The following is a 16,126-nucleotide window of genomic DNA, read 5'->3' on the forward strand; positions in this document are numbered from 1 at the left end:
GGTATGGAACACTATATCAGTCTGTTGATTCGCTCGATCTTCATCGAGAACCTGGCGCTCTCCTTCTTCCTGGGGATGTGTACCTTCCTGGCGGTGTCCAAGAAGGTCAAGACCGCCATGGGTCTGGGGATTGCCGTTATCGTGGTTCAGACCGTTGCCGTCCCGGCCAACAACCTGATCTACAACTACGTGCTCAAAGACGGTGCCCTGGTATCCGGTCTGGATCTGAGCTTCCTGAGCTTCATCACCTTCATCGGGGTGATCGCGGCCCTGGTGCAGATCCTGGAGATGGCGCTGGACAAGTACTTCCCGGCCCTCTACAACGCCCTCGGTATCTTCCTGCCGCTCATCACCGTGAACTGCGCCATCTTCGGCGGCGTCTCCTTCATGGTGCAGCGTGACTACAACTTCGTTGAGTCCGTGGTCTATGGCGTGGGTTCGGGTGCAGGCTGGATGCTGGCTATCGTCGCGATGGCAGGGATCCGCGAGAAGATGAAATATTCCGATGTTCCGGAAGGCCTGCGCGGCCTCGGCATCACCTTCATCACCGCGGGTCTGATGGCGCTGGGCTTCATGTCCTTCTCTGGTATTTCCCTGTAATCGGAAAGGAAATATAGATGGAAATTATTCTGGGTGTGGTCATGTTCACCGTGATCCTGCTGGCCTTGGTGGCAGTCATTCTGTTCGCCAAGTCCAAGCTGGTGACCGCCGGTGACGTGACAATCAGCATCAACGGCGACCCGGCCAAGGCTGTGACCAGCCCGGCGGGTGGCAAGCTGCTTGGCGTGCTCGCCGGCAGTGGTATCTTCGTCTCCTCCGCCTGTGGCGGCGGCGGCTCCTGTGGTCAGTGCAAGGTGCGTGTGAAATCCGGCGGCGGCGACATCCTGCCGACCGAGCTGGATCACATCAGCAAGGGCGAAGCCCGTCATGGGGAGCGTCTGGCCTGCCAGGTCACCGTGCGTTCCGACATGGACATCGAGCTGCCGGAAGAGATCTTCGGCGTGAAGAAGTGGGACTGTACCGTCATCTCCAATGACAACAAGGCCACCTTCATCAAGGAGCTCAAGCTGCAGATCCCCGATGGCGAGAGCGTGCCGTTCCGTGCCGGTGGTTATATCCAGATCGAAGCGCCTGCCCACCACGTGCAGTACAAGAACTTTGATATTCCCGAGGAGTATCGTGGCGACTGGGATCGCTTCAAGATCTTCGAGCTGGAGTCCAAGGTCAACGAGCCGATCATCCGTGCCTACTCCATGGCGAACTATCCGGAAGAGTTCGGCATCATCATGCTGAACGTGCGGATCGCGACTCCGCCGCCCAGCAACTGGACTGCCCCTCCCGGCCAGATGTCTTCCTACATCTTCAGCCTGAAGGCTGGTGACAAGGTGACCATCTCCGGTCCGTTCGGCGAGTTCTTTGCCAAGGACACCGACGCCGAAATGGTGTTCGTCGGTGGTGGTGCGGGTATGGCGCCGATGCGCTCCCACATCTTCGACCAGCTGCGCCGTCTGAAGACCAAGCGCAAGATGAGCTTCTGGTACGGTGCCCGTTCCAAGCGCGAGATGTTCTATGTCGAAGACTTCGACATGCTGCAGGCCGAGAACGACAACTTCCAGTGGCACGTCGCCCTGTCCGATCCGCAACCGGAAGACAACTGGGATGGCTACACCGGCTTCATCCACAACGTGTTGTTCGAGAACTACCTCAAGAACCACGAGGCGCCTGAGGATTGCGAGTTCTACATGTGCGGGCCTCCCGTGATGAACGCCGCCGTCATCAACATGCTGAAGAACCTCGGTGTTGAAGACGAGAACATCCTGCTGGATGACTTCGGTGGTTAATCCATGCACAGCGTTGTAAAGACCTGGCTAGCCTTCGGGCTAGCCTTTTTCTTGACTGGGTGCGGTCAGGAAACGGTCCAATCGAAGCCGGAGATCCACATCACCGGCAGCACCATGGGTACCTACTACTCCATTAAGGTGGCAGATAGCGCCGTTCAGGATGCCGCCAGGCTGCAAGCCGAGGTCGACGTCTTGCTGGAGCGGGTCAACGATCAGATGTCGACCTATCGCCCGGATTCCGAGCTGTCACGCTTCAACCAGCACAAGAGCAATACTCCTGTGGTGGTTTCCCGCGATACCGCGCGGGTGGTGACCGAGGCCATTCACATTGGCCGCGAGAGCCGTGGGGCGCTGGATGTCACCGTCGGTCCGCTGGTCAATCTGTGGGGCTTTGGGCCGGATGCCAGACCGACCAAGGTGCCGTCCGACGAGCTGATCGCCCAGACCCGGCAGAAGACGGGCCTTGGCAATCTGCATGTGATAACCTCTGCCGATGCCGATACTCTGCAAAAGGACATCCCGGACCTCTACGTGGATCTCTCCGCCATTGCCAAGGGGTTTGGCGTGGACAAGGTGGCCGAGTACCTGGAGTCCCAGGGGGCGCGCAACTATCTGGTGGAGATCGGCGGCGAGCTGCGCATCAACGGCGTCAACGGCAAGGGGCATCCCTGGCGTGTCGCCATCGAGAAGCCGACCGTCAATGCCGGTTCCGTACAGGAGGTGATCCTTCCCGGTGACAACGGGGTGGCCACCTCGGGCGAGTACCGCAACTATTACGAGCTGGACGGCAAGCGCTTCTCCCACACCATGGATCCGCTGACGGGCAAGCCCATCCAGCACCGCCTGGTGTCGGTGACCGTCATCCACCCCTCCTGCATGACTGCAGACGGGTTGGCGACCGTGTTCATGGTCATGGGGCCGGAGAAGAGCCTGGCCTATGCCAAGGAACGGGGGCTGGCCATCTTCACCATCACCAAGACGGATGACGGGTTCGAAGAGGCCTATTCGGATGCCTTCAAACCATATCTGGTCAAGAAGTAAGGGGTAACTACATGCAGATCTTTCTGATCACCTTCGGGGTGTTTCTGATGGTCGTGGTGGCCATGGCCATCGGCTACATTTTCCAGCGCAAGTCCATCTCCGGCTCCTGTGGCGGCCTGGGTTCCATCGGGATCGAGAAGGAGTGCGACTGCCCCGAGCCTTGTGACAACCGCAAGAAGAAGATGGCCAAGGAAGAGGCCCGTCGCAAGATGCTGGTGGACAACCGCATCATCTAACGGCGGATATCGCTCTGAAGGCAGCCTTGCAACGAAACGAGCCGACCCCTGGGTCGGCTCGTTTTTATATGTGGCATGGGGTCAGTAGTCATATTGGCTGCATGCCTTTGCCTTGAACTCTTTCTTTCGCTTTGCCAGCTCTTCCCTAGTGCCCAGTTCATCCCCCTGCCTGATGGCGGTTTCCAGTATCTCGATGCGCTTGTACAGCCAGCTGCATTCGGCTGTCGGGTGATCCTTGGCCATGGTCGCTAGCGGCAACAGCAGCAGGCAGAGCCCCGCCCGGATGATGCTCATGCTTCTCCTCCTTGAGTCTCGTGTGGATGTGGCCTTGAGAGTCTATGCCGCCGCGCCCGCGCGCAGACTGGCAGAAATGACAGGCTTGGGGTAGCATGGAACGTTCAACTGGTTATTCATACAGTATTTTTGTCGTTCGACACGCCTCCTCGCCGGATGCCCAGGGTCTATCCCTATGATCTGTTCGGGAGGCTGTCGACACAGCAACAGACACGGCCATGCGCAAGATCATTCACATCGACATGGACTGCTTCTTCGCCGCGGTGGAGATGCGGGACAACCCGGCCCTCAGGGAGGTGCCGCTCGCCATTGGTGGCGCCGCCGACCGACGCGGGGTCATCTCCACCTGCAACTACGTGGCGCGCCGCTTCGGGGTGCGCTCCGCCATGCCGAGCGCCCTGGCCAGAAAGCTTTGTCCGCCATTGGTGCTGATCCCCGGGCGGATGGCCGTCTACAAAGAAACTTCGCGCCAGTTGCGCGCCATCTTCCTGCGCTACACCGAGCAGGTGGAGCCGCTCTCCCTCGATGAAGCCTATCTCGACGTGACCCAGAGTCCCCGCTGCGGTGGCAGCGCCACCATGATGGCGGCGGAGATCCGCGCCGCCATCAGCGCCGAGCTTGGGTTGACTGCCTCGGCCGGTGTGGCGCCGAACAAGTTTCTGGCCAAGCTCGCCTCGGAGCAGCGCAAGCCTGACGGCCTGTTCGTCATCCGCCCCCAGGAGGTGGACGAGTTCGTGCGTCAGCTCCCTCTTGGCAAGTTGCCCGGCATCGGCCGCAAGACGGCAGAGCGGCTGGAGTCCCTCGGGCTGTATTCGTGCGAAGATGCCCGCCAGCTCGGCAACGAGGAGCTGATCGCCCGTTTCGGCAAGCTCGGGGAGATGCTGGCCGGCCGCATCTGGGGGCATGACGATCAGCCGGTGCAGGCCAGGCGGGTGCGCAAGAGCATCGGTGTGGAGACGACGCTCGCCAGCGACGTGCTGGACGAGGACGCCTGCTGGCAGGTGCTTAGCCGGCTCATTCCCGAGCTGGAGCAGCGTTTTGCCAAGGCCTGCCCTGCGGAGATGCTGATGGGGCAGGGGATCAAGCTGAAGTTTGCCGATTTTCACCAGACCACCGTTTATCGCAAGGGGAGTTATCAGGCGGCCCGCTTCCACGATCTGCTGCACGAGGGACTGCAACGGGCTCAAGGAAAGCCCATTCGCCTGCTCGGTCTGGTCGTTGGTTTGCCCGGAGCGGGTGAAATCAATCAATTAAGCCTGGATTTCTGCTGATTTAGTTAAGTTTTTGTATCCAAAACCGATACAGTGTTCACATCTGTAGACGTTAGGAAATAGTGGCATGAGTTCTCTTTCTGTTCAGGGACGGATCACCCTGATCGCCGGTTGCTGTCTGCTGGCCAGTGCCGTCGCGCTGGTGGCTTCTTCTCTTTTCAACGCGGCCCGCATGCAGGAGCAGGTGCTCACCTCCACCACCCTGGAGGGGCAGCACGCGGCAGAAAACTGGATGCAGGCCATGGGAGCGACCCAGGCAGCCCGGGTGACCAGCTACCTCGATGAGGCTTACTTCAGGGCGACCCTGCTTGCCGAGGGTATCTTGTTCCAGCGCAAGAACGCGGCCGACAACTTCGTTCACTCCGAGGCGCTGCGCAATGCCGTCAACCAGCAGTTGCAGGATGCGGCGGAGTCGTCAGCGAACCTGCTCGGTGTCTATGCGGTATTCGAACCCAACCAGCTCGACGGGGAGGATGACAACTATCAGGGGTCGACGGCGCTCGGGGCCAACGACAAGGGGCGTTTCTCCAGCTATTGGGCCAGGGTCGATGGCAAGGTGACCCTGGAGGTGATGGACGAGGCGATACTGGCCAACGACAAGCCCTCCGGACACGGCGGCCTTGAGAACGACTGGTACAGTTGCAGCATCCGCAGCAAGGCGCTCTGTCTGCTCGAACCCTATGTGGACGAGGTGGGGACCCAGCAGGTGTTGATGACCTCGGTAACCGTGCCGCTGCTGGACCAGGGCTCCCTGCTTGGCATGGTGGGGGTCGACATCTCCCTGGGGACCCTGCAGAGCCTGGTGGAAGAGATGGGCCGGACCCTCTACAAGGGGCAGGGCAAGGTGCTTCTGCTCAGCAGTGAAGGGCGGGTGGCCGGCGTGGAAGGGTTCCCCGTCGCCCTTGGCAATCTGCTGGAGCAGCAAGGGCTGGCGCAGGATCTCAAGGGGTGGCTGACCAAGGGAGATGTGGTGACGCGCTGGAGCCCGGATGGCGCACTGTTGCAGACCTTCGTGCCGGTCAGCATGCGCGGTACGGATCGCAAGTGGGGCACCTATATCGAGCTGCCCCGCGCCGTGGTGCTCGCCTCGGCCCTGCAACTGCAAGGGGAGCTTGAGGATCAGGCCCAGCGCATCGTGGCCACCCAGCTCACGATAGGTGGCGGGATTTCGGCGCTCGCCCTGCTCTGCATCTGGCTGATGGCCCAGCGCATCGTGGCGCCCATCCGTGCCGTGGTGGCACGCCTCAAGGACATCGCCAGCGGGGAGGGGGATCTCACCCAGCGCATCGATCTGCGCAGGGATGACGAGATAGGCGAGCTGGCCAAGTGGTTCAACAACTTCCTGGACAAACTGCAATCCACCATCAGCCAGGTGATCGACACCGTTGCGGGCACTCGGGCCAGTGCGGCCCTGGCGGCGCAAGGGGCAGCCCGTACCAGCGCCGGCATGCAGTCCCAGTATCAGGAGGTGGATCTGGTGGCGACCGCGTTTGAAGAGTTGAGCGCTACCGCCCTGCAGGTCGCCGGCAATGCCAATGCGGCGGTGGCGGCGGCCGATGAGGCCGACACGGCGGCTCAGGAGGGCAAGTCCGTGGTGGCGCAGACCCAGGAGGCCATGTCCAGACTGATGACGGTGATAAGCGACGCCAAACCAGTGGTGGAACACCTCTCCGCCAACAGCGACAACATCAACGACATCCTGGTGGTGATCCAGGGGATTGCCGAGCAGACCAACCTGCTTGCCCTGAACGCGGCCATCGAGGCGGCCCGAGCCGGTGAGCAGGGGCGCGGTTTTGCGGTGGTCGCCGACGAGGTGCGCAACCTGGCGGGCCGAACCCAGAACGCCATCGTCGAGATCCAGAACCTCATCGGCCAGTTGCAGTCGGGGACGGAGGCGGTGGTGAAGGCGATCCTGACCGGTCATCACCAGGCGGATCTGACCCTCACCAAGGTGGAGCAGTCGGTCAGCGTGCTGGAGCAGATCATCCAGGCTGTCGGCACCATCCACCAGATGAACGAGCAGATCGCGAGGGCCGCGCAGGAGCAGAGCGGAGTGGCGGACGAGATCAATCGCAACGTCAGCAACATTCGCGATGTGAGCCATACCATTCGGGCGGAAGCGGCGACCTCCGCTGACAACGGGCGCGAGCTGTCGCAACTGGCGGACAAGCAGCAGCAACTGGTGGGCCAGTTCCGGGTGTAGGGGAGGATAAGAAAAAAGGCGCCATCCAACCGGAGGCGCCAAACACATTCAGATGACAGACTGGGTTAAATCGACCTGATTTAGCCCTTCTTCCCGCAGAGGAAGAAACACAACACCACAATCACTGTCGACTCACTCACAAAAACCACATGTAAACCAACATGGAAGAGAAGGTGTGAGCCATATGACAACGAATTGCGTGGCGAATTATGTTTATTCACTGGTCGACCCGCAACCGACAATTTATAATGCGCCCCATTAGAAAAATTCATCGTCGGCCGATTCCATGTCTCGTCGTTTACCTCCGCTCAATGCACTGAAAGCGTTTGAAGCAGCGGCTCGTCACTTGAGCTTTACCCGCGCAGCAGAAGAGCTGTTCGTGACCCAGGCAGCCATCAGCCACCAGATCAAGGCGCTGGAGGAGTATCTCGGCATCAAGCTGTTTCGCCGCAAGAATCGCTCCCTGCTACTGACCGAGGAGGGGCAGAGCTACTTCCTCGACATCAAGGACATCTTCGCCTCCATCTCCGAGGCGACCGACAAGCTGCTGGCCCGCAGCGCCAAGGGGGCGCTCACCGTCTCCCTGCAGCCGAGCTTCGCCATCCAGTGGCTGGTGCCCCGCCTGGTCAAGTTCAGCGAACGCCACCCGGACATCGATGTGCGGATCAAGGCGGTGGACATGGACGAGGGGTCGCTGACCGACGACGTGGACGTGGCCATCTACTACGGCCGCGGCAACTGGCCGGGTCTTCGTTCGGACAAGCTGCACACCGAGTACCTGATCCCGGTCTGCTCGCCCCTGTTGCTGACCGGCCCCAAGCCCCTGCGCACCCCGGACGATCTGATCCGTCACACCCTGCTGCACGACACCTCCCGGCGCGACTGGAAGGCCTGGTTCCGCCAGCTCGACATCGATGCCCCCAATGTCAATCAGGGGCCCATCTTCAGCCACTCCACCATGGTGATCCAGGCGGCGATCCACGGTCAGGGGGTGGCGCTCGGCCACAGCGTGCTGGCCCAGCCGGAGATCGAGGCGGGTCGTCTCATCTGCCCGTTCGAGCAGGTGCTGGTGAGCAAGAACGCTTTCTATCTGGTGTGTCAGGAGCAGCAGTCCGATCAGGGCAAGATAGTGGCCTTCCGTGACTGGATGCTGGAACTGGTGGAGCAGGAAGAGGCCCGCAGGCGTGCCCGCCTTGCCGATGCCTGAGGAGTTGACCTGGTGACTGACCTGACAAGAGAGGGGGCGAGTGACGCCCCCGTTCGCATTCTGCTGGCCCACGGCGCGGGGGCGGGCATGGAGCACAGCTTCCTGGCCGAGTTGTCGCGACTGCTGGCGGGGCCGGAGATCGAGGTGGTGCGCTTCAACTTCCCCTACATGACCAAACGGGCTCAGGACGGCAAACGCAGGCCGCCGGACAGACAACCCGTGCTGCTGGCTCACTGGCGCGAGATGGTGCGCCAGTTTGCCCATCCCCGGCTGTTTCTGGCGGGCAAGTCCATGGGGGGAAGGATGGCGGCCGAGCTGTTTTGCGAGGGGGGCGACGAGATGGATGCTGCAGGATTGATCGTTCTCGGGTATCCTTTCCACCCCCCGGCCAAGCCCGACGCATGGCGGGGCGAGGTGCTCAAGCAGATCACGACGCCCACGCTGCTGCTGCAGGGGGAGCGCGATACCTTCGGTTCCCGCGCCGAGCTGGCCGATTTCCCCTTCTCACCCGCCGTATCGGTCCACTGGCTGACCGACGGGGATCATGGTTTCAAACCGAGAAAGGCGAGCGGCATGAGCGAGCAGGAGAACCTGCGCCTGGCCGCGGAGCGGATCAAGGGTTTTATCGCGGCGGTGGGCCGCTCCTGACCATCTCGAGCGGGTCGAGAGAAGAAGCGTGCAAGGAGAGAAGATGCAGATCCAACGACATTGGCTGGTGCTGGCGGGCTTCTTCGGCCTGACGGCCACCATGCTCGGGGCCTACGGCGCTCATGGGCTGGCGGCGACCGGCATTGCTCCTTCGTTGCTGGCGGCGTTCAACACCGCCGTGCAATACCAGTTTTTCCACGCCCTGGCCCTGCTGGTGCTGGGGTTGTGCGGCGTGCGCGGCAAGGTGATCACCTTCGCGGGCGCCGTCTTTGTGCTGGGGATCCTGGGATTCTCCGGCAGTATTTACGCCATGGTGCTGCTTGGCAGCAAGGGGTTGGGGCTCATCACCCCGGCCGGTGGCCTCTGTTTTATGTTGGGATGGGCGGCTCTGATGTGGGCCGGCTGTCGTCTTGGAGGAAAGAATGAATAATCTGCTGCTTTATTGCCGCCCGGGTTTTGAGAAAGAGGCGGCGGCAGAGATCACCGAGCGTGCCGGCAACATGCAGTGCTACGGCTTTGCCCGGGTCAAGGACGACAGCGGCTATGTGATCTTCGAGTTGTATGACGAGGAGCAGGCCGATCTGCTGGCGCGCAAGCTGCCGTTCCGCGAGCTCATCTTCATTCGCCAGATGCTGGTGGTGACCCACGAGCTGAAAGATCTGGAGATAAGCGATCGGGTCTCTCCCATCTTGGAGGCGGCGAGCGGTTACGCCATTTGCGGTGATCTGCGGGTGGAGACGGCCGATACCAACGAGGCGAAGGAGCTCTCCGCCTTTTGCCGCAAGTTCACCGTGCCGCTTCGCCAGGCGCTGCGCAGCAACGAGATCCTGACCAAGAAGGAGACCCCGAACCGTCCCGTGTTCCACGCCTTCTTCCTGGCCAATGACCACCTGATGCTGGGGTACTCCTACTCCTTCAACAACTCTGCCTTCCACATGGGGATCCCGCGCCTGCGCTTCCCGGCCGATGCCCCGAGCCGCTCCAGCCTCAAGCTGGAAGAGGCGTTCTACGTCTTCGTGCCGAAGGAAGAGTGGGACTTGCGCCTGTGCTCCGGCCTGAAGGCTGTGGATCTCGGCGCCTGCCCGGGTGGCTGGACCTATCAGCTGGTGCGTCGCGGCATGATGGTGACGGCGGTGGACAACGGCATGATGGCCCAATCCCTGATGGACACAGGTCAGGTGAAGCACATCCGTGACGATGGTTTCGTGTGGCGGCCGAGCAAGAAGAATACCTACTGGCTGGTGTGCGACATGGTGGACAAGCCTGCGCGAGTGACCCACATGGTGGCCGACTGGTTCAGGGAGAACGACTGTCAGGAAGCCATGTTCAACCTCAAGCTGCCGATGAAGAAGCGCTATGCCGAGGCGGTGCACAACATCGAGGTGCTGCGCGGACTGCTGGCGGAGATCGACAGCGGCTTCATCATTCAGGCCAAGCAGCTCTATCACGATCGCGAAGAGATCACGGTGCACGTCTACAACAAGTTCTGGGTCTCCAAGCTGGCACCCAAGTCCTGAAGCAGCATCGGGAACAGGGCATGAAAAAACCGGACGGCGACGTCCGGTTTTGTTGTGTCTGGGTCATCAGAATCGGTAGTCCAGACGCATCATGGACTCGTCGTCGGTGATCTTCAGCTCAATTTGCAGGGGAATGGTCTTGTCACTGGGGTTGAACTGCATCTTGACGCCATCCCCGCGAAGCTTGACCGAGGTGTTGATGCCGCCAGCGTTGAACTTGATCCTGGGCTTTTGCTTTTCGAAGGAGAGGCTGACGCTCTTCTCTGCCGTGAGGTTCAGCTTCTGATAGGGGGTGATCTGCCGATTGCCGTTGCTGTCGGTGGTGATATCCACCCCCAGAGAGAGCGGCTTGGGCTGTTTGAGCAGATCGTTGGTATCCAGGGTGGATTGCCAGGTCTGCTTGGCTGGCGCCTCGTGCTGGGGAGGCGGCGTCAACCAGGCATTGTCGACTGGCCTGTCTAATGCCGTGGCACTGCTGCTGACGATCAGCAAGATGAAAGTAGCACGCATGGTGGATCTCCTTATCCCTCATATCAACATAGTATTCATCTGGCGAGGGAGGTAGGGAGGCGTTGGCATAAAACAAAGGGAGCCGAAGCTCCCTTTTAAAATCATATGGTTGGACTCTATTTATAGACGGTCGATGATGGCCTGGGTGAATTCGCTGGTGGACGCAGTGCCCCCCAGGTCACGGGTCACCCGATCACCGGACTCGATGGTCGCCCGCACGGCCTCGCGAATGCGCTCCGCCTTGTCCTGCATGCCGAGATATTCCAGCATCTGGATGGAGGCGAGGATCACCGAGGTGGGGTTGGCGATGTTCTTGCCGGCGATGTCCGGCGCAGAGCCGTGTACCGCTTCGAAGATGGCGGCCCCTTCACCGATGTTGGCGCCCGGCGCCATGCCCAGCCCCCCCACCAGACCGGCACAGAGATCCGAGAGAATGTCGCCGAACAGGTTGGTGGTGACCATCACATCGAAGCGCTCCGGGTACATCACCAGGTTCATGCAGGCGGCGTCGACGATCATCTCCTCGTTCTGGATGTCCGGGTAGCGGGTCGCGACCTGACGGGCCACTTCCAGGAACAGGCCGGAGGTGGACTTGAGGATGTTGGCCTTGTGGATGATGGTGACCTTCTTGCGTCCTTCCTGGCGCGCCAGCTCGAAGGCGAAGGTGACGATGCGCTCGGCCCCTTCCCGGGTGATGATGCTCATCGCCTCGGCGCTCTGGTTGTCATCGCTGCGCTTCTGGCCGGCACCGGAGTACATGCCTTCGGTGTTCTCGCGCACCGTGATGATGTCGATGTTGTCGTAACGGCTCTTGGTGCCCTTGAAGGAGAGGACGGGGCGCACGTTGGCGTAGAGATTGAACTTCTTGCGCAGGGAGACGTTGATGGAGGTGAAGCCGCCGCCGACCGGAGTGGTGAGCGGGCCTTTCAGACTGACTTTGTTCTTCTCGATCAGGTCGAGGGTGGCCTGGGGCAGCAGCTCGCCATGTTTTTCCAGGGCTACCAGACCGGCGTCTGCGTATTCGTAGTCGAAGTCACAACCCGCGTGGGTCAGGATCTGGATGGCGGATTCGATGATGCTGGGGCCGATGCCGTCGCCCGGGATGACGGTAATCTTTCTTTTTGACATGAGGCGTATCCACTTCTAGGGAACAGAGGGGGAGGATTCGTCGGCTTTATACCATTTTTGCACCACATCCTCCATGTTTCTTTACATTTTACCCATTTATGTCAACAGGTACGGCCTGTCTTGGGAAATGGTGTGCTGGGGATCACGCCCCGGCATCAGGGACGGGAGGGTAGCGGATCTCCCGCAGGTTGAACCCGAGCGGGATATCGTGCTGCAGCCGGACCAGGCGTTGGGCCAGCAGGGCCTCTTCCCGGTGCTGGCGCAGCTTGAGCAGGGGTCTGGTGGCCTCCTCCCGCTCGCAGGCCTCCAGCATGGCAGCCAGGTCCCCGTATTGCTGCAGCAACTGGGTGGCGGTCTTGGGGCCGATGCCGGGCACCCCCTTGATGTTGGAGCCGCCGATACCGGTCAGGGCCCAGAAGTCCACAAGCTGGGTCGGTGTAACGCCGTACTGCTGCTGGACGAAGGCGGCATCCAGCCAGCGTTTGTTGAAGTAATCCCGCACCCGGATCTGCGGGCAGATGAGCTGGCAGAACCCCTTGTCGGTGGAGATGATGGTGGCGCTGGCGCCGTGCTGGGCAATGCCGCTTGCCAGGGTGGCGATGAGATCGTCCGCCTCGTCGGTCTGGGAGAGCAGGGCATCCACACCGCACTCCCAGAAGGCGTCCTGCAGGTCGGCAAGCCCTTCCCTCAGCTCATCCGGCATGGGGGTGCGGCCCTCCTTGTAGGGGGGATAGAGCGTCTTGCGCCAGCTGTGGACCTCACCGTCAAAGACCGCGATGGCGTGGGTCGGCTCGCTGGCTGCCAGGAGCTTCTTGCAGGTGTTGATGAGGTTGGCTCGGGTGGCGAGCAGGGCCTGGGCCGGGGTCAGTCCCTGCTGGCTCTGCACCGCGTGCAGTCGGCGGATGAGGTTGAGGGCATCGATGATGAGCAGGTGTGGCATGGGGCACTCCGGGCGTCGGGGAGTGCCATTGTAACAATGGTGGCGTCTCCTGCTAACCCCGTAGAAGACCAGTCAATGAAAGAGGGGCCCATGGGCCCCTCCGGTGCATTGTGGTGTCCCGGCTATTTGACTATCTCGTAGCAGGGAACGTACTGGCTGCCCGGCAGCTTCATGCGCTGCTGCTTGACGAAGCTTTCCAGCAACCTGTCCATCAGGTGCATCAGCTCCTTGTCGCCGTGCAGCTTGAAGGGACCCTTCTTCTCGATGGCCCTGATGCCCCCTTCCTTGACGTTGCCTGCGACGATGCCTGAGAAGGCGCGGCGCAGGTTGGCTGCCAGCAGCTGGGGTGGCTGGTTGCGATGCAGATCCAGGCTGGCCATGCTGGCGTGATCCGGCTCGAACGGCAGCTGGAACTCGGGCTCGATCCGCAGGGACCAGTTGAAGGAGTAGGCATCTCCCACCGACTTGCGGTATTCGCGGATCTTCGGCATCGCCTCCTTCATCACGCGGGCCACCTCGGGCGCATCGCCGATGATGATCCGGTAGAGACTGGTGGCGGCTTCCCCCAGGGTCGCCTTGACGAAGTCGTCGATGGCGCGGAAGTAGTCGGCGCTCTCTTTCGGGCCGGTCAGCACGATGGGGATGGGTTGGCGATCGTTGGCCGGGTGCATCATGATGCCGAGCAGGTAGAGCAGCTCCTCGGCAGTGCCGACCCCGCCCGGGAAGATGATGATGCCGTGACCCAGACGCACGAAGGCTTCCAGCCGCTTCTCGATGTCCGGCAGGATCACCAGCTCGTTGACGATGGGGTTCGGCGGTTCGGCGGCGATGATGGAAGGCTCGGTGAGACCGATGTAACGGCCGTTGCGCACCCGCTGCTTGGCGTGGCCGACGGCGGCCCCCTTCATGGGGCCCTCCATGGCACCCGGACCGCAGCCGGTACAGATGTTGAGCTCGCGCAGACCCAGCTCGCTACCCACTGCCCGGGTGTACTGGTATTCCACCTCGTTGATGGAGTGGCCGCCCCAGCAGACCACCAGGTTGGGATCGGCGCCGGGCAGAATCGCCTTGGCGTTGCGCAGGATGGCGAACACCACGTTGGAGATATGGGTGGAGCTGGTCAGGTTGACCAGACGATTGGACTCGAGCTGGGTCGACACATAGAGAATGTCCCGCAGCACGGAGAACAGGTGCTCCTGGATGCCGCGGATGATCTCGCCGTCGACGAAGGCGTGCTCGGGGGCGTTGAACAGCTCGAGCTTGACCCCGCGCTCGCGCCGGATCACGTGAATATCGAAGGATTTGAAACGTTCCAGTATCTCTTTGGAACTGTCGGTATGGCTGCCGGAGTTGAGGACCGCCAGCGAGCAGTTGCGAAACAGTTGATAGATATCGCTGGAGGCCGTCTGCTTGAGGCGATCCACCTCGAGCTGGGACAGCAGGTCCATGCTGCCCACGGGATTGATGTGTGTAATCATAATTTCCCCTTTCACTCGCTTGTTATCGTTGTGCTTTCCCTGGGGAGAAAACGGGATGCTTTGGCATCCCTCGGGTTCGATAGTAGAGGCAAGGGGGTGGGCAGGGGAATAGGGGGACTGTGCGTTTGCCGCTTTTTTAGCCGCCCCTCAAAGCGGATTCAGGCGAGATTGACCTGATCCCGGCCGGAGTGCTTGGAACTGTAAAGCGCCTTGTCGGCGCGCTCGAACGCATCCGTGGTATGGTCGCCGGTCCGAAACAGGGTGGCACCGATGGAGATGGTGATCTCGACCCTGGCATCGCGAAAGCGGAACGGGATGCTCTTGATGGTCTGACGCAGCTTCTCCAGCGGCTTCTGGTACTTGTCCGGATTGATGTTCGGCAGCAGGACCACGAACTCCTCACCGCCAAAGCGGGCGATGAAGTCGGTGTCGCGCAAGGCGTTCTGCAGGGCCTTGGCAACCACCTTCAATGCCTTGTCGCCGGCCATGTGGCCGTAATTGTCATTGATGTGCTTGAAGTGGTCGATGTCGATGATGGCCAGGCACAGGGGGGTGCCATAGCGTAGCCAGCGTTTGTATTCGAGCTCGAGCCGCTCGTCCAGGGCCGCCCGGTTGTGTACCTGGGTCAGGCTGTCGAGGAAGAGCTTGTGTTTCTGGATGCTGAGCCGCTTCTTGTACTCGGCGGTCTCGTCCTTCATCAACCTGAGCTTGGCTTCCATGTTGGAGAGGTGGGTGAGCAGGTGGCGCTCGCGGTTGGCCATCTCCTCCCGCTCCTGCTGCAGCCGGCGGATGGTGTCCAGATGCCCAGAAATGGCGCCCCTGAGTATCTGTGGCGAGTCATGGGCTGCCATGGCGCGATCGATGGCGGCGAGTTCCCGCTCCAGCGCCTGTCCGCTGAGATGGGCGGCATTTTGCAGCGCCCGCCCTTCATCCAGGGATTCGGTAAAGCTGTAATGGACCGAGGAGAGACTCTCGTTCAGGGTGCTGAGAAACGCCTGGGAGGCTTTGCGCTCTTCCCGGGTACCCTCGATGATGAGTTCGATGATCTGCAGGCAGACTTCGGCCAGCAGGGCAGGGGTGATGCCCCCGAGCAACTGGCGGCGGATGTCTGCGAGGCTCTCGCCCACGGCGCCGGCAAAGTCGAGCTCGGTGATGAGACGCTGCAACTCGTCTGAAATCTGGGCATGTGCCTTGATGTCAAAGGAGTCGGTAGGGGCCGGGCTGGAGAGCTCGGTGGGGATCTCCGCCGAAGGGGGGATCAGCGGCTTGCGCGGCAGCAGCTGGATCTTGATCGCCTGCTGGTAGAACTCCAGCAGCCGGATCACCTTCTTCTGGTGATCGCCGATGCCGTAACTCTCCGGGCTGGCGAGAAACTCCTTGAGGGCGCGGCGGGTATCTTCCGGAAACCCCTTGATGGTTTTGAGCTGTTTGCTGCCGAGATCGATGGCTGCCCGGGTCAGGCTGATGGACTCTTCCATGGTGTGGCTGTGCTGCTGCAACAGCTTCTCGATGGCGATCAGATCGGCATCGATGGAGGTGAGCGGAGGGTTGCCTTCAAGTTTCTGCTTGAGCTTGGCGAGCCGGTTGTCGAGCTCGCGATCGTGGCCGCGACAGGCTTGCATCAACTTGCCGATGAACTGGATACTGCGGGTGCGTTCGGCATCGGAGAAGCTCGCCATGCCGTCAAGCTCCTGCTGTTTCTGCTGGAGGGATTCCCTGAGTCTTGCCAGTTGTCCTGTTACGGCAGCCATATCATTCATTCTTCAGGTCGCCCTGTTGTCATTATCGTTTTTGTTTCGTCCAGCAACAGAA

Annotated in this window: 16 protein-coding genes; 10 read left to right on the forward strand and 6 right to left on the reverse strand. The window is 61.2% G+C overall.

The window, feature by feature from the left end:
- Window positions 1-3: 3 nt before the first annotated feature.
- From nqrE to nqrM, 4 genes are read left to right on the forward strand one after another with little or no spacing between them, the layout of a single operon-like run.
- The gene (gene nqrE, locus J9893_RS16695) at window positions 4-600 is read left to right on the forward strand and encodes an NADH:ubiquinone reductase (Na(+)-transporting) subunit E (protein ID WP_005303538.1); all 597 of its coding nucleotides are present in this window, start codon (window positions 4-6) and stop codon (window positions 598-600) included.
- 17 nt (window positions 601-617) lie between these two features.
- On the forward strand, window positions 618-1,841 hold the full coding sequence (gene nqrF / locus J9893_RS16700; protein WP_010673369.1) for an NADH:ubiquinone reductase (Na(+)-transporting) subunit F: 1,224 nt from the start codon (window positions 618-620) through the stop codon (window positions 1,839-1,841).
- A 3-nt stretch (window positions 1,842-1,844) separates the two neighbouring features.
- Window positions 1,845-2,882: an FAD:protein FMN transferase gene (locus J9893_RS16705; RefSeq protein ID WP_029313924.1), complete on the forward strand. Its 1,038-nt coding sequence runs from the start codon at window positions 1,845-1,847 to the stop codon at window positions 2,880-2,882.
- Between the two features lie 11 nt (window positions 2,883-2,893).
- Entirely contained in the window at window positions 2,894-3,118 is a 225-nt protein-coding gene (gene nqrM / locus J9893_RS16710) for a (Na+)-NQR maturation NqrM (RefSeq protein ID WP_010673371.1), read from the forward strand.
- 81 nt (window positions 3,119-3,199) lie between these two features.
- Here nqrM and J9893_RS16715 read toward each other — a convergent pair whose 3' ends face one another.
- Window positions 3,200-3,412 carry a hypothetical protein gene (locus J9893_RS16715; RefSeq protein ID WP_039040708.1) on the reverse strand — a complete coding sequence of 71 codons (213 nt, stop codon included), beginning with the start codon at window positions 3,410-3,412 and terminating at the stop codon, window positions 3,200-3,202.
- 218 nt (window positions 3,413-3,630) lie between these two features.
- Between J9893_RS16715 and dinB the strand changes: the two genes are divergently transcribed.
- The 6 genes from dinB to rlmM all read left to right on the forward strand — a co-directional run bounded on the left by dinB (window position 3,631) and on the right by rlmM (window position 10,258).
- Window positions 3,631-4,683, forward strand: coding sequence for a DNA polymerase IV (dinB, locus tag J9893_RS16720; RefSeq protein ID WP_119197399.1), 1,053 nt, complete (start codon window positions 3,631-3,633; stop codon window positions 4,681-4,683).
- A 67-nt stretch (window positions 4,684-4,750) separates the two neighbouring features.
- A complete protein-coding gene (locus tag J9893_RS16725) occupies window positions 4,751-6,886 on the forward strand; it encodes a methyl-accepting chemotaxis protein (protein ID WP_103858146.1) in 2,136 nt (711 codons plus the stop codon).
- Between the two features lie 286 nt (window positions 6,887-7,172).
- On the forward strand, window positions 7,173-8,093 hold the full coding sequence (locus J9893_RS16730; protein ID WP_052816326.1) for a transcriptional regulator GcvA: 921 nt from the start codon (window positions 7,173-7,175) through the stop codon (window positions 8,091-8,093).
- 12 nt (window positions 8,094-8,105) lie between these two features.
- The gene (locus J9893_RS16735; protein WP_042015876.1) at window positions 8,106-8,741 is read left to right on the forward strand and encodes an alpha/beta fold hydrolase; all 636 of its coding nucleotides are present in this window, start codon (window positions 8,106-8,108) and stop codon (window positions 8,739-8,741) included.
- A 43-nt stretch (window positions 8,742-8,784) separates the two neighbouring features.
- A complete protein-coding gene (locus tag J9893_RS16740; protein WP_010673377.1) occupies window positions 8,785-9,171 on the forward strand; it encodes a DUF423 domain-containing protein in 387 nt (128 codons plus the stop codon).
- A complete protein-coding gene (gene rlmM / locus J9893_RS16745; protein WP_041211280.1) occupies window positions 9,164-10,258 on the forward strand; it encodes a 23S rRNA (cytidine(2498)-2'-O)-methyltransferase RlmM in 1,095 nt (364 codons plus the stop codon). Before J9893_RS16740 ends, rlmM begins: the two co-directional genes overlap by 8 nt.
- Window positions 10,259-10,324: 66 nt before the next feature.
- Here the strand turns inward: rlmM and J9893_RS16750 are convergent, their stop codons facing one another.
- From J9893_RS16750 to J9893_RS16770, 5 genes are all read right to left on the reverse strand, one after another.
- Window positions 10,325-10,768: a hypothetical protein gene (locus tag J9893_RS16750; RefSeq protein ID WP_010673379.1), complete on the reverse strand. Its 444-nt coding sequence runs from the start codon at window positions 10,766-10,768 to the stop codon at window positions 10,325-10,327.
- Between the two features lie 120 nt (window positions 10,769-10,888).
- Window positions 10,889-11,896 carry an isocitrate dehydrogenase gene (locus tag J9893_RS16755; RefSeq protein WP_210601685.1) on the reverse strand — a complete coding sequence of 336 codons (1,008 nt, stop codon included), beginning with the start codon at window positions 11,894-11,896 and terminating at the stop codon, window positions 10,889-10,891.
- 142 nt (window positions 11,897-12,038) lie between these two features.
- Complete coding sequence (gene xni, locus J9893_RS16760) at window positions 12,039-12,836, reverse strand: flap endonuclease Xni (protein ID WP_042015872.1); 798 nt, start codon at window positions 12,834-12,836, stop codon at window positions 12,039-12,041.
- Between the two features lie 122 nt (window positions 12,837-12,958).
- Window positions 12,959-14,314 carry a nucleotide 5'-monophosphate nucleosidase PpnN gene (ppnN, locus tag J9893_RS16765; RefSeq protein WP_010673382.1) on the reverse strand — a complete coding sequence of 452 codons (1,356 nt, stop codon included), beginning with the start codon at window positions 14,312-14,314 and terminating at the stop codon, window positions 12,959-12,961.
- A 158-nt stretch (window positions 14,315-14,472) separates the two neighbouring features.
- Window positions 14,473-16,074, reverse strand: coding sequence for a GGDEF domain-containing protein (locus J9893_RS16770; RefSeq protein WP_210601684.1), 1,602 nt, complete (start codon window positions 16,072-16,074; stop codon window positions 14,473-14,475).
- Window positions 16,075-16,126: the final 52 nt, after the last annotated feature.

This window comes from Aeromonas sp. MaB10011B (genome assembly GCF_017939325.1).
GTDB lineage: Bacteria > Pseudomonadota > Gammaproteobacteria > Enterobacterales > Aeromonadaceae > Aeromonas > Aeromonas caviae.